Source organism: Terribacillus sp. 7520-G (genome assembly GCF_002271665.1).
In the GTDB taxonomy this organism is placed as follows: domain Bacteria; phylum Bacillota; class Bacilli; order Bacillales; family Amphibacillaceae; genus Terribacillus.
The window spans coordinates 12,976-26,586 of the sequence record NZ_NQFP01000010.1; the positions used below are offsets into that span (position 1 = coordinate 12,976).

The window sequence follows — 13,611 nt, forward strand, 5'->3', positions numbered from 1 at the left end:
ATGCACAAGCTAGAATCAATGCGGATCAACCAATCTTGAGGAGGCAGATACATGTCCAAGTTTGACCGTTTTTCCAGAACAGGCACCATCAATTCCGTCATCCAGTCACCCCGCACCACTTCAAAGCATGCGAATAACCAGGTGAATGGGGAAACACAGCAAACACAGACAGATATCATCATCCGTACTCAAGCAGTCAAGAAAAACCGCAGATAAAATTCACCTCGGCTCATCAGCCGAGGCAATTACATAGTCGGCCTGCCGAGCACGCTGATCGGCAAGGCTTCCAGTTCTTGTCCAGTTTCACTGCCATGACGGCGGTAGCCCCAGGCAAACACACCATTGAGATAATCAATCGTGAACACATGCGACCGATCGCCTTTGATTTGATACGTAACACCTGGCTTGAATTCATCCGGATTCATCGTATATGCTTTGGCCATTTGACGCTTGCGCTCCAAAATCTGATATTCGCTGAAATTTCCCATCTGTTCAGCCTTTTGCTGCTGGATTTTCAGCTGTTTCATTTCCTCTTTCAGCTGTTCCACTGTCAAATCACTATAACGCAATTGCATATTTGCACCTGCTTTCCCCTAATAAAGGTCTTTTTCCTTCGCTTCCTCTATATACTTCTGGATCAGCTCCATCGGGAAGCCTTTTCGATAAAGCGCCGTCTTGATCTTTTGAATGAGTTCATAGCCTTCCGCCTTTTGCGCATACCTGCGCCAAAGCTTGTCGCCTTGAAATCTGACAGCCTCCAGCTCCGCATCCGTGTCCTGATCGGTATCTTTCAGCGCCAGTGATACAGCTTCCTTGGCAGCAGCACTCGAGAATCCCTTCGAAAGCAGCTGCTGCTGGGCAAGCTGGATCTTCTCCTGATGGGATTTTTTTGCTTTTGCCTGCAGCTTGCTGCCGGCAAGCTTGACGGCTTTCTCCAGCTCTTTCTCAAAAGTGTAATACGTCATCGCTTGGTCTGCAGCTGCCCCGGCAATCCCTTTTTCCTGTAATTCTTTCCGGATGACAAGCGGACCCTTGCTCGTCGTGTTCACCTTTGTCCGGACAAAAGCGCCGGCAAAGGCCGCATCATCTATATAACCTTGTTCTTCCAGCCTGTTCAAGGCTTCTTCGATATGTGTCGGATCCTGTTCTTTCTTTATCAGATAATTTCTTATTTCTTTTTTTGAACGCATCCGGTAGCTTAAATATTGTAAAGCCAGGGTAAAGCACTTATGGGCCGTATCTTTTTCGATGATGGTCTGCAGCGCTTCGTCCGATAGTTCCTGTCCTTTGGCGATTCCGCTTGAAATCAGGATATCTTCATCGAGACCGAAGCCGAACTTCTCGCCTTTCCCATCGTCGATAAAAATATTATAGCGGCCGATTGTATTTTTCTGGGTCGTGATTTTTGTGATTTTCACCATTTTCGACACCTCTTGTGTCTTTATTCTACCACGAAATGATTGTCCATAAAATCGTAAGCTCAGCATAAAGAAGGAGGAGCAAGATCATGAATATCGTCATCAGCGGCGGAACAGGATTCATTGGAAAACGATTGGCAGAGATCTTGATCGAGAAAGGACATCATGTGTATATCCTCACTCGATCACCCGGGAAAAAGATAGATACGAAACAAGTCACTTATGTCGGCTGGCTGAAAAAAGGGGCCGATCCCCTTTCCCAGCTTCCAGAGGTTGATGCTGTCATCAATTTAGCCGGAACCAGCCTTTTCGGCAAGTGGACAAAGGAAAAGAAAGAGCAAATACGGAGCAGTCGATTGGAGGCTACTGAAACTTTGGTGGATATGATGGAGAAAATGCCGAAGAAGCCAAAAGTCTTTATCAGCGGGTCGGCTGTAGGCTATTACGGGACGAGCGAACAGGATGCTTTCACCGAGGAATCAAATAAACGCGGTCACGATTTTTTGGCGGATGTGACATATGATTGGGAAGAAACAGCAAAACAAGCACAGGGCATCGGTGTCCGTACCATACTGGCACGTTTTGGCATCGTGCTGGGTGACAAAGGCGCATTGTCGCTCATGCAGCTTCCTTTCCGTTACTTCGCCGGGGGAAAGATCGGAAGCGGAGAGCAGTGGCTGTCCTGGATCCATGTCGAGGATGCTGCTGGCATGATGGCGTTTGCGATTGATAATGAGCAGATCAAAGGACCGTTGAATGTCACTGCCCCCTCCCCGCGACGGAACAAAGATTTCAGCAAGGCATTGGCAAAGACGATGCGCCGTCCCTATTGGACGGCAGTACCGGCACCGATCATCGAAAAAGCTTTAGGTGAAATGAGCACTTTGGTTTTGGAAGGACAATGCGTCTATCCGAAGAAAGCAATCGAAAATGGGTACCGATTCCGATTTTCCAGCTTGTCCGAGGCATTGGAACAAGCTTTATGATCATACAGTCTGGACGCCGACATATTCATTGCCTTGTGCACAACCGCCCAAGGATTGTGGATGATGTGCATAAGTCGATTTTTCGTCCATTTCATAATTAAAATGCTGTTGATAAAACTGTTGATAAACATTTTGATAAAATCATCATCCTTTCCCCGCTTCCTTGGAGTGCCTGAGTAGATTAATTTCATACATAGGATTAAAATAAACATAATGGTTATTCGCCTTGATATTAGGCTATAATAATAGAACACTAGAATTACGGGAACAGCGTGTCAAAGAGGAGAGGAATGCCATGCCAGACTTGGAGCGTACCAATCAGGGGAAGTTCAGAAAATTCTTCCTGAATAATAAATTTGTCATCGCGATGCTGATTCTTTTCATCATCGGGTTGAATATATTAGTCTACTCGAAAGTATCATTTATTTTCACACCTGTTGTTGTCATAGTGAAAACAGTGATACTGCCCATCATTTTAACTGGTATTGTCTATTACTTGACAGTACCGATCGTCAATTACTTGGAGAAAAAGCGGGTAAAGCGGATATATTCCATCATTGTCCTCTATCTTGTCATCATTGGGCTGCTGACCATCCTTATCAGCTCCGTCATTCCTGTCTTGAAGGAGCAGACATTGAGTCTGATCGACAATAGTACAGTATACTTCGAACAAGGCGTCGATATGGTCCAATCCATAACAGGAAGCAACATCGTCAATCAGATTCAGCAATCAGGGAATATCGATTTCAATCAGATATTGAATGAATTACAGACTCGCGGAACAAGCATGCTGAACAATCTGTTCTCTAATTTGAGCAGCTTCGTCGGTGCGGTCACGGAAGTGATCATCTCGATTGTGACAGTACCTTTCATCCTCTTTTATTTATTGAAGGATGGCAAGAAACTGCCGGTCTACATTTTGAAATTGCTTCCGGTACGTTTCCGCAGCCAAACATATGAAGTGATGTCCGAGATGAATCATCAGATCAGTTCCTACATACGCGGACAGATCATCGTCAGTTTCGTCATTGGTGTATTGCTGTATATTGGTTATTTGATCATCGGTCTCGAATACGCACCAGTACTTGCTGTCATTGCAGCATTCACGAGTGTCGTTCCCTATCTTGGACCTGCCATCGCCATTACGCCCGCAATCATCATTGCGATTGTGACATCACCGTTCATGCTGCTGAAGCTGATCGTTGTCTGGACGGTCGTTCAGCTGGTTGAAGGAAAATTCATCACACCGCAGATCATGGGCCGCAATATTCGCGTTCACCCGATCACCATCATCTTTGTGATCCTCACCGCAGGAAATCTGTTCGGTGTTGTCGGCGTCATCCTGGCTGTACCTGGATATGCAATCCTGAAAGTAATTGTGACCCATACATTCCATTGGTTCAAAAAAAGATCCCATCTTTACGAGGAACCAACCAATACAAACTAAAAAAGGAGCTCCGAGAGCTCCTTTTCTTTATGGCTTCAATAGTACCTTGATGTTATTATCCGCCTTTTCATCAAATATCTTATACGCTTCTTCGGCTTCACTGATTTTCATCGTATGCGTGATGATATCCGTTGGATCGAATACTCCTTCCTCGATCATCCGATATAGCTTCGGCATCAAATGGATGACCGGGGCCTGTCCCATTGTCAGTGTCACATTGCGGGAAAAGAGATCACCAATCGGGAAGCCGTTCGCTTCTGTCCCATATACACCGGTCAGCTGTACCGTACCGAATTTCCGTACAGCTTCACTAGCAGTAATGATCGGCTGGATCGTCCCGAATTGATTGTCATGTTCAGAACCGAATTGAACACCTTCCGGCACTGTTCCATCCATGCCGACACAATCGATGACGACATCGGCTCCCCCATTTGTTTCGCTATGAAGCAGCGAACCGATTTCCGGATTATCGGAAAAGTCATAGGTCTCCACATTGTTCATCCGTTCAGCGTGCTCCAGGCGATGCGGTACATTATCGACTGAAATGACGCGCTCTGCACCTTGCAGCCAAGCAAATTTCTGTGCCATTTGGCCAATCGGTCCTGCTCCAAGGATAATGACAGTATCACCTTTCTTGACACCGCTGTTTTTCACACTCCAATAAGCCGTCGGTATGACATCCGATAGGAAAACGATGCTCTCATCCTTCAGTTCACTTGTTTCCGGTACTTTGAAGGAAGTGAAATCGGCAAATGGCACACGCAAGTATTCTGCTTGTCCGCCGGGATAGTCCCCGAACTGTTCGGAAAACCCGAATAAACCGCCTGCATCTGTATGCGGATTGCCATTTGAGTTATCACATTGGCTTTCCATTTGATGCGTACAGTAGAAGCACTCTCCGCAGCCGATGTTGAATGGAACGACGACACGATCACCTTCTTTCAAATTCTGCACAGCAGAACCTACCTCTTCCACGATTCCCATCGGTTCATGACCGATGATATAGTCTTTTTCCGGTGTGATTCCTCCATGATAGAGATGCAGATCAGAACCGCAGATCCCAGTAGCTGTAATACGTACGATCATATCGGTCGTATTCTCGATCGAAGGGGCCGCCACTGCCTTTACTTCGATGTTCTCTTTGCCTTGGAAGGTGACTGCTTGCATGGTATCAATCTCCCTTAAATGTAGTTGAAAGTCTATACCTGCTGTCCTCAGAACTTAAACTCGGATTTTTTTAAAAAAGTTGAAACCATTCTAGGGTTGCTTGCGTCTATATAGTCGAGAACGAAAAAATGTGTTTTCTAACAACATTACCTCCCACATATTTCGTTCATCTCACCACATTTATTTCTAACAACAACAGAAAAGCAGGCAGCCCCCGCTGCCTGCTTTTCCCCGTTCAAGACATTCTCGCTTCCTCTCTCTGCTCACTTTCTTTATAATAGATAAGTGAATTATCCTTCATTGGATTCATCGTTGATAAGGACCACTCGAGCTTGCAGTCACCTGTTGGCTCAGTTCTTTCCGACAGTGCCGAAAGATGCTGTTCAGATTCGAAAGGAGAGCAATATGTTCAAAGTCATTGCAGTCGACTCAAACCAAGTGAAGCTGGAATTCGTCGGAAAAGACGGAGAAGTGTTCACTTTTGACACATATGAAGCAGCGGAAGCCTTCATGCAGGAAGTAAAGGCGAAAGACACCCTGCCGGAACGGTACCGGGTTCTTGTAAAAAAATAGATTGAATCCCCTTCCTTGCATGACAGGGAATTGATCCTCATAATAGAAAAGAGAAAGTATCAAGGAGGCACACCTTATGAAATGGAACCTGACACAGCTCCTGCAGAAACGGCATGCTTACACACCCAAAGCAAAAGCATTGCTGCAGGATAAGGAGAAATCGAAGGAGCTCCTTGCAAATGTATCGACGAAAGCGACAGATAACAAAGGAAAACTTGCAGAAATATGGTCAGACTTGCAATTGATGGTGAATATGCTCCGCGATTGGCGCAAGGGTGCTTACAGCCATCTGCCGAAAAAGTCACTGATTATGATCGCTGCCACCTTCCTCTATTTCCTGAGTCCGGTCGATTTTGTTCCGGATTTCCTTCCAGGCGGACTGCTTGATGATGTTGCACTCATCGCTTTCACGTTCAAGCAGATACAGGAGGATGTAGCAGCATACAAGCAATGGAAACGCGAGCAGCCAATTGAAAGTCAAACAACGATCGTTTCGTAAAAAAGAGTGCAGACGCACTCTTTTTTTTATGGATATTTTTCTCATTTTGCTTTTTCAGGGGAATCTGTTATATTAATAGATTATGAGCCCAAATTTTGTTGCAGGGTTTTGGTTGTTTTTTAGATTGTTAATTTGATAGAATCAATGTCGTTGATTTATTCAGTAGATGCCTGATAAGAAAATGAAGAGGTGAAAGATAATGAAGAAGCTTCTGGCTTCAAGGAAAGGATTTTTTACGCTGGCCGTTATTTTCTTATGGGCCAAGACGTATTTAACCTACCAAAAGGAATTTAATTTAGATATAACAAACGCCATGCAGGAATTCCTGCTCGTAATCAACCCATTCAGTGCGAGCATCGTCTTCCTCGGTCTCGCCTTCTTGGCAAAGGGCAGAAGGATGGGAATCTGGCTGCTGGTCATCGATTTCTTCATGAGCTTCCTGCTTTATGCCAATGTCCTGTACTACCGATTCTTTAATGATTTCATTACGCTGCCTACCTTGAAACAGACGGACAACCTAAGCTCCGGTATGGGCGGCAGCATCTTCGGGCTGATGGAAGGCTTTGATTTCATTTACTTCCTGGACATCATCCTGTTGATTGTATTGTATGTCTACACTAGAAAGAACTGGACTACCGAGCGCCTTGCTTTCCGGAAGACGGCTATGGTCATCGTTTCCGGTATTGCACTATTCGCAATCAACCTGGGATTGGCTGAGGTTGATCGCCCGCAGCTGCTGCAGCGTACATTCGACCGTACGTACTTGGTGAAATACCTTGGACCATATAACTATACGATCTATGATGCAGTACAAAACGCGAAAACTTCCACACAGCGCGTCATGGCTAGTCCGAATGACGTAACGGAAGTAAAGGATTTCGTAGACAAGAATTATGCAGAACCGAATCCAGAATACTTCGGTAAAGCCGAAGGCATGAATGTCATCAAGATTCATTTGGAAAGCTTCCAAAGCTTCCTGATCAATTATAAATTGAATGGTGAAGAAGTGACGCCGTTCCTGAATTCACTGGTGAATGATAAGGAAATCACTTATTTCGACAACTTCTTCCACCAGACAGAACAAGGTAAGACAGCCGATGCGGAGCTATTGATGGATAACTCCCTCTACGGTCTTCCGCAGGGATCTGCCTTTTCTGTAAAAGGTACGAACACATATCAAGCAGCTCCTGCCATCCTGAACCAGGAACAAGGCTATACGAGCGCAGTATTCCACGGTGATGAGAAAACATTCTGGAACCGTGATGAGATTTACAAGCAATTCGGAGTCGATCATTTCTTCGATTCCACGTATTACAACATGGAAAACTCGATCAACTATGGTTTGAAGGACAAGCCTTTCTTCGAGGAATCCATGCCGATGCTAGAGTCGCTGCCACAGCCATTCTATGCCCACTTGATCACGCTGACGAACCACTATCCGTTCACGCTTGATCCGGAGGATGCAACGATCGATAAAGCAACGACAGGCGATACCACTGTCGATAACTACTTCCAGACCGCACGTTATCTGGATGAAGCACTTGAGCAATTCTTCCAAGACTTGAAGGAATCCGGCTTGTATGACAATTCCGTCATTCTGCTTTATGGCGACCATTACGGTATCTCAACGAACCATAATAGAGCAATGGAGCAAATCATCGGTACAGAAATCACCGATTATGAGAATGCACAATTGCAGCGTGTCCCGCTTATGATCAAGGCGCCAGGCCTTGAAGGCGGCGTGAACCATACGTATGGCGGTGAACTTGATGTTCTGCCTACGCTTGAGCATTTGCTTGGCATCGACTCTTCGAAATATATCCAGTTCGGTACCGATTTATTATCAGAAGAGCATAACGGTGTAGTCGGTCTGCGTAATGGCGACTTCATCAGCAAGGATTACACGGTGATCGGTGATGATTATTACGATACCGAAACCGGTGAAGTGATCAAGGATGAAGATGAAATCAAGGAAATCGAGTCCGAAAAAGATGAATTAGCCGAGAAATTAAGTCTCAATGACAAAATCCTATATGGTGACCTGCTCCGCTTCTATGACCCGGAAGGCTGGACACCAGTGAATCCGAGCGATTATGATTATAATAATCGCCAAGAAGAGGAAAAATGATTTGGAACACCTGCCAGTTATGTGGCAGGTGTTTTTTTATACAAGCCCAAATCACTAATTTCTTTAGACAATGCAGAGCAATATCGATACAATTGAGAATGCTGTATATAATAGAAAATAGGGAATACAACAACAGCATGACAGCTGAAAGGAGGTATGGCTTTATCGGAAGCTTCATTTATGCCGTATCCATCATTCTTATCGGTCTCATCATCGGCAGGGCCATCCGGATCATCGCCGAGAAATATCGGCTGCCGGAATGGTTCTCGCTTAATTATTTCATGAACGCATTGATTCGGGTCGTCTTGCTTGTCCTGAATCCCATCATTCTGATCAGCGCCTTTTGGTCTGCTGATCTGACCAATATCAGGCTGATTTACTTGCCCATCTTCGGAATCATAACCATCTTTCTTGGTGCTGGTTTGGCATTTCTCTACTCCAAATGGAGACAGCTTCCGAATGATCAAATCGGTTCCATGTTTGTATCTGGCGCATTTCTGAATCTGGGCAGCTTCGGTGTGCTCTTCTGCGTGCTCTTCATCGGCGAGGAAGCAGTCGCCTATGCAGCCATGTTCCGTTTACTCGAGGAATTCACTTATTATACAATCATTTACCCGATTGCAAAATCATATGGATCAATCGAAGGAAATGCACCTGGATCACGTGTGATGAGAATCATTAAAGATCCCTTCATCATGATCACCTTCTGTTCGATTATCGTCGGTGCTGCACTGAACTTATCTCCAATCGATCGATTCGAATGGCTGGGGGCAAGCAATTCGGCTTTGGTTGCATTGGCTTCCATCCTACTTTTGGTTCCGGTCGGCTTCAGTATGCGCATCGCTTCCGTCAAAAAGTATTGGAAGCTTAGTATCTGGCTGATACCAATCAAGTTTCTTGCTGTTCCGCTTATCATCACAGGCAGTGCCTACTTGATCGGCCTTGGCAGCTTATATGACGGCATCCTGTTACAGGTACTCGTCATCATGTCCGCCATGCCGCCTGCCGTAGCTTCACTTGTGCCGCCGCGGCTGTATGATCTTGATATGGAGCTGGCGAACTCTAACTGGATCGTGACGACATCTTCGTTGATTTTTGTATTGCCGATCTTGTTTATGCTTGTGAATTGGATGAAATGAAAAAGCTGCTGCCTCTTATGAAAGGCAGCAGCTTTTTCAGTCTTCTTTAGCGGAAATATATTCGTTTTCCGCATCGCCTGATCCATTGACGTTGTTCTTGAACTGGCTCAATCGGCCATTGCGCTTTTCGCCATGGTTCTTGTTTTCTTTGAATTGATGATCATTATTGGGCTTTTTCTTCGGCATGACAGAACCCCCTTTTTTGTCTATTATGCGAAAAGAAGGATCCATTTATTCCATCTTACCTGCCAGCAGCTGCTGCTGTGATGCGAACTCACGATACAGGTCGTGCTGCTTGAATAACTCCTCATGGGTTCCAATACCTGTTATGCTTCCTTTTTCAATGAAGACGATTTGATCGGCATCCACAATTGTCGACAGCCGGTGAGCTATCACAAAGGTAGTCCGATCCCGCATCAGATTTTGCAGCGCTTGCTGGACATAGATTTCCGAACTGCTATCCAGACTTGAGGTCGCTTCATCCAGCATCAGGATCTGCGGATCACGCAAGAGCGCCCTGGCGATAGCTATACGCTGGCGCTGCCCGCCAGAGAGCTTGATTCCCCGTTCTCCCACCTTCGTCTCATAACCATCCGGCAGCTCTTCGATGAATTGCTTGGCATAAGCCATCTCCGATACGCGTTCCAATTCTTCATCCGACACCTCTCGCTCCAAGCCATAACAGATGTTCTCACGGATCGTGCCGGATAATAATGCTGTCTCCTGTGCCACATACCCGATTTGACGCCGCCAGTCCTGCAGCTTGTAATCCTGGATAGGCGTATCAGCCAGCCTGATCATGCCGCTTGTCGGTTCGTAATACCGCTCCAGCAAGCCAAAAAGTGTCGATTTCCCCCCGCCGCTTGGTCCGGCAATAGCCGTCACCTTACCGGCAGGAGCGGTAAAACTAAGATCATGCAATACTTGTTCTGAGTGATAAGCAAAGCTCACATGTTCAATATGCAAATCCCCATCCACCTGCTGAATGGATTTACCTCTATCTGCATCCTCTATTTCTTCTCCAAGTACATCATAAATACGCTCCGTCGCCCCCATCGCCTTCTGCAGGTGTGTGAAGAACATCGACAGCTGTGTCATCGGCATGATGATCTGAAACAAATACAGAATGAAGGCAACCATATCTCCTGCTGACAATGCACCCGATGCGACACGTACCCCGCCGTAACCAATGATGGTCACCAGCAGAAGCATCATGATGAACAGCATGAGCGGTGAAAGCAGCGCCTGTATCTTTGCTTCCTTCAAGCCATATGTGAATAATGACCGGATCCCTTTGTTCCCGCGTTCCAATTCGACACGCTCGGCATTGGAAGCTTTGACGAGCTTCATTTCCGGAAGGACTTGATTCAGGACAGCTGTGAATTTAGCCGTCTCTTCCTGCATCGTCTTTGATACCCGATACATCTGACGTCCAAGCACCATGATGATAAGGATGGCTATCGGAACAGCCAGCAGCATGACGATGGTCATCTTCCAATCGAGGATAAGCAAAATGATGATGGAGCCGACAATCGATATGATGCCAGTCACGAAGCTAGTCAGATGATCTGTAATCAGCTCTTTGACAATCGTTGTATCATTCGTCACGCGGCTGAGCGTCTCGCCTGTTTCATTGTTATGGTGAAAACGAATCGGAAGATGCAATAGCTTCTCCCATAAACGCTCCCGCAGTTTCGCTACGACATGATGTCCGACTTTGGCCAGCAAGTAAATGGACAATCCACTGGCCAGCGCCTGCAGCACGAAAGCCATTACCAGTATGGCAATTTGACCGCCAGTGAACGATTGCCCGCTGAAACCGTCCACCAGATTTTTCGTGAACAACGGAACAGTGAATCCGACACCCGTCGTCAATAGACTCATGATCAATGCCGTCATGACAATTCCTCGCGGCGGGTTCGTCCCTTTGACCAATGCCAGGAATAGCCGCCAATCAAATGGTTTCTTTTCTAATCGGTTTTGATCCATCTTGACCCCCTAAGTTCCAATAAATGACTATCCACTTCAAAAAGCATCGCATAACCTTCATGTGCATTCGTTACGAAATACTCCTTTTCTTTCTTTAAAAAAGACAAATCCTCCGGAAGCTCCGGCTGCTGCCAGGCAAAAAGATCATCCGCCGCCCCCAAAATCACCCGCCGTGACTGCTCGCATATATGGTAATGATGATTCGCTGCCGATATATGCGGTTCAAAAAGATTCGCGCATGTACCATTCGCATGAACGACCTCTTTTAAATATGGATCCAGCTCTGTCAACAGCCGGCGGAGCGATTCTGTTTGCCCCATCATCCGCTTAGGCAGTACAGCAAATGTGAATGTGTCGCAGACATCGCATAATCTTTCAACCATTGGCTTATACGTTCCTGCCGCAATATCCGTTTCCATTATTTCAAACATATCATCTCTCCCAGTAAAAATAGGAGTCCTCCCGATGAGAACTCCTTATACCAATGATAGGAACTTTTCCTCTGATATGATTCGCAATGGTCTCCCATTCTCAATCATCCGCTCCGCTTGCACAAGCTTGCTCGTTTTCTTGCCAGCAGCGAACTTTTCATAATCCCTTGCTCCGACAACGAGATACCGTGTAGACGCATCCATCCTGTCTGTATGCACGCCGCCTACATTGACCAGCTTTTGGATCGCATCCTTCCGTTTCAAGCTTTTCATCGTCCCGGTGAACATCACCTGCTTCCGGTAGAACGGATGGGCCGGATCGAATTGATCCGTCTGAGGCTTGATATCCCCATATCGTGACCTGCTGCCAGAGGAGCTTGTATCATGGATGCTTTTTTGCTTCACCTTCAATACTTTGGTCAGCTCCTCGATACTCTGTGCACCTGAATCAGCCATCGCATGAAGGAAGATATTCGCTGCCACTCGTGCATCCTCCATGGCATTATGGTGCGCAAAGCTGATATCCTTGCTGGCAGCCAAGGTATTCAGCCGATGGTTCTCCATATCCGGCCACACCTTCTTGCCGATGATCCGCGTACAAAGATAATCAAAATCCGGCATCTCCAATCCAAAACGTGCCGCAGCCTTGCGAATCACACCCATATCAAAGCTGGCATTATGCGCAATGACGACATTGCCGGCCAGATAGCTGCTCAGCTTGGGCCAGATTTCCTTGAACGTCGGCGCATCCTCCACATCACGCGGAAGAATCCCATGCACCTGGATGTTCTGATCTTCAAAATCCATCAGCGGGTTGATCAGTGTGTACCATTCCTCCATCACACCTGTCTCATCCGCTACAGCAACACCGACCGAACAAGCACTGGACCAATACCGATTCGCCGTCTCGAAATCTATACTCACAAACCGCACTCCATCGTCCTCCAAATCGACATTATATTATTTAGATTATATCATAGCAGCCGATAGAGTCCGACAATCATGCTTGCAAAAAAGATATTGCCAGAAACGCAAAGAAGCGCTATAATACTTTTGTGACGGATCATCAATTACATACGGGGCATTAGCTCAGCTGGGAGAGCGCTTCGCTGGCAGCGAAGAGGTCAGCGGTTCGAGCCCGCTATGCTCCACTAAGATAGCGAAAAAGAGGCATACTGATTTATGCCTCTTTTTCGTTTTTCCCAATGAAATGATCTATCATCCATATATCCGATGCTCCTTGATATACCGATAACAGCTCTCCGGCAGCAAATATCTCGGCTCTCCTCCAACAGCGAGCTCATCGCGGATATAAGTGGAGCTGATTTCCATCGCCAGCCCTTTATCAATCAGATGAAAGGTTTGGCCGTCATCATGGTTGCGCAAAAGCGGTGAACGACTGATGACTTTCAGCATATCAATACCGTTACGGGCCATGACGATGAATCGATTATCACGCACCAGTTCTTCGCTATTTCCCCATTTGCCTGCTCCGATATCCTCAAGCAGATCTGCACCCATGATGAAATATATCTCATCATCTGGATAGACTTCCTTGAAATGCTTCAGTGTCTGCTCGGTATACGCATTCCAGGCTTCTTGCTTCATTTCGTAATCATCGGCAATATAACGGTCATTATCCTGTATAGCCATCTGAACCATTTGCCAACGATGTTCGTCGGTCGTATTGAGTTTTTTATCCTTCCGCTTACTGGAGCAAGGCAGGAAGATCACCTTATCCAGCTTGCAGCGATGGGCTACCGTGCTGGCGGTCCATAAATGGACATTGGTAATCGGATCGAAGGAAGAACCATAAATTCCGATTTTCCCCATA

15 protein-coding genes and 1 tRNA gene are annotated in these 13,611 nt (G+C 46.2%); 8 read left to right on the forward strand and 8 right to left on the reverse strand.

Annotated elements, in window-relative coordinates:
• The first annotated feature begins 51 nt into the window (after positions 1 to 51).
• Entirely contained in the window at positions 52 to 216 is a 165-nt protein-coding gene (locus CHH53_RS04215; protein WP_095214878.1) for a YpzG family protein, read from the forward strand.
• Between the two features lie 29 nt (positions 217 to 245).
• Here the strand turns inward: CHH53_RS04215 and CHH53_RS04220 are convergent, their stop codons facing one another.
• Both CHH53_RS04220 and recX read right to left on the reverse strand, forming a co-directional pair.
• Complete coding sequence (locus tag CHH53_RS04220; RefSeq protein WP_095214879.1) at positions 246 to 575, reverse strand: YfhH family protein; 330 nt, start codon at positions 573 to 575, stop codon at positions 246 to 248.
• Between the two features lie 18 nt (positions 576 to 593).
• A complete protein-coding gene (gene recX / locus CHH53_RS04225) occupies positions 594 to 1,421 on the reverse strand; it encodes a recombination regulator RecX (RefSeq protein WP_095214880.1) in 828 nt (275 codons plus the stop codon).
• A gap of 86 nt (positions 1,422 to 1,507) precedes the next feature.
• On the opposite strand from recX, the gene CHH53_RS04230 reads away from it, so the two are divergent.
• Positions 1,508 to 2,404: a TIGR01777 family oxidoreductase gene (locus CHH53_RS04230; protein ID WP_095214881.1), complete on the forward strand. Its 897-nt coding sequence runs from the start codon at positions 1,508 to 1,510 to the stop codon at positions 2,402 to 2,404.
• A gap of 295 nt (positions 2,405 to 2,699) precedes the next feature.
• Positions 2,700 to 3,851, forward strand: a complete 1,152-nt coding sequence (locus CHH53_RS04235; RefSeq protein ID WP_095214882.1) for an AI-2E family transporter — start codon at positions 2,700 to 2,702, stop codon at positions 3,849 to 3,851.
• 27 nt (positions 3,852 to 3,878) lie between these two features.
• Here CHH53_RS04235 and CHH53_RS04240 read toward each other — a convergent pair whose 3' ends face one another.
• Positions 3,879 to 5,018: an alcohol dehydrogenase catalytic domain-containing protein gene (locus CHH53_RS04240; protein WP_095214883.1), complete on the reverse strand. Its 1,140-nt coding sequence runs from the start codon at positions 5,016 to 5,018 to the stop codon at positions 3,879 to 3,881.
• 405 nt (positions 5,019 to 5,423) lie between these two features.
• Between CHH53_RS04240 and CHH53_RS17280 the strand changes: the two genes are divergently transcribed.
• The 4 genes from CHH53_RS17280 (at position 5,424) to CHH53_RS04255 (ending at position 9,357) form a co-directional block, all read left to right on the forward strand.
• Positions 5,424 to 5,591: a hypothetical protein gene (locus CHH53_RS17280; protein ID WP_158221477.1), complete on the forward strand. Its 168-nt coding sequence runs from the start codon at positions 5,424 to 5,426 to the stop codon at positions 5,589 to 5,591.
• A gap of 76 nt (positions 5,592 to 5,667) precedes the next feature.
• A complete protein-coding gene (locus CHH53_RS04245) occupies positions 5,668 to 6,090 on the forward strand; it encodes a YkvA family protein (protein WP_095214884.1) in 423 nt (140 codons plus the stop codon).
• Positions 6,091 to 6,289: 199 nt separating this feature from the next.
• Positions 6,290 to 8,218, forward strand: coding sequence for a lipoteichoic acid synthase (ltaS, locus tag CHH53_RS04250; protein WP_095214885.1), 1,929 nt, complete (start codon positions 6,290 to 6,292; stop codon positions 8,216 to 8,218).
• 137 nt (positions 8,219 to 8,355) lie between these two features.
• Positions 8,356 to 9,357 (forward strand): AEC family transporter, encoded by a 1,002-nt coding sequence (locus CHH53_RS04255; protein WP_095214886.1) that lies wholly within the window; start codon positions 8,356 to 8,358, stop codon positions 9,355 to 9,357.
• Positions 9,358 to 9,393: 36 nt separating this feature from the next.
• Here the strand turns inward: CHH53_RS04255 and CHH53_RS17475 are convergent, their stop codons facing one another.
• The 4 genes from CHH53_RS17475 to CHH53_RS04270 are packed head-to-tail and all read right to left on the reverse strand — an operon-like array spanning position 9,394 to position 12,701.
• Positions 9,394 to 9,543 (reverse strand): hypothetical protein, encoded by a 150-nt coding sequence (locus CHH53_RS17475; protein ID WP_198946020.1) that lies wholly within the window; start codon positions 9,541 to 9,543, stop codon positions 9,394 to 9,396.
• 45 nt (positions 9,544 to 9,588) lie between these two features.
• Positions 9,589 to 11,346 (reverse strand): ABC transporter ATP-binding protein, encoded by a 1,758-nt coding sequence (locus CHH53_RS04260; protein WP_095214887.1) that lies wholly within the window; start codon positions 11,344 to 11,346, stop codon positions 9,589 to 9,591.
• Entirely contained in the window at positions 11,328 to 11,777 is a 450-nt protein-coding gene (locus CHH53_RS04265) for a hypothetical protein (protein WP_095214888.1), read from the reverse strand. The genes CHH53_RS04260 and CHH53_RS04265 overlap by 19 nt, the downstream gene beginning before the upstream one ends.
• A gap of 45 nt (positions 11,778 to 11,822) precedes the next feature.
• The gene (locus tag CHH53_RS04270) at positions 11,823 to 12,701 is read right to left on the reverse strand and encodes an exonuclease domain-containing protein (protein ID WP_233134832.1); all 879 of its coding nucleotides are present in this window, start codon (positions 12,699 to 12,701) and stop codon (positions 11,823 to 11,825) included.
• A 154-nt stretch (positions 12,702 to 12,855) separates the two neighbouring features.
• On the opposite strand from CHH53_RS04270, the gene CHH53_RS04275 reads away from it, so the two are divergent.
• Positions 12,856 to 12,928, forward strand: a tRNA-Ala gene (locus CHH53_RS04275).
• 67 nt (positions 12,929 to 12,995) lie between these two features.
• On the opposite strand, the gene nadD is transcribed toward CHH53_RS04275, so the two are convergent.
• Positions 12,996 to 13,610: a nicotinate (nicotinamide) nucleotide adenylyltransferase gene (gene nadD / locus CHH53_RS04280; RefSeq protein ID WP_095214890.1), complete on the reverse strand. Its 615-nt coding sequence runs from the start codon at positions 13,608 to 13,610 to the stop codon at positions 12,996 to 12,998.
• Between the last annotated feature and the right edge of the window lies 1 nt (position 13,611).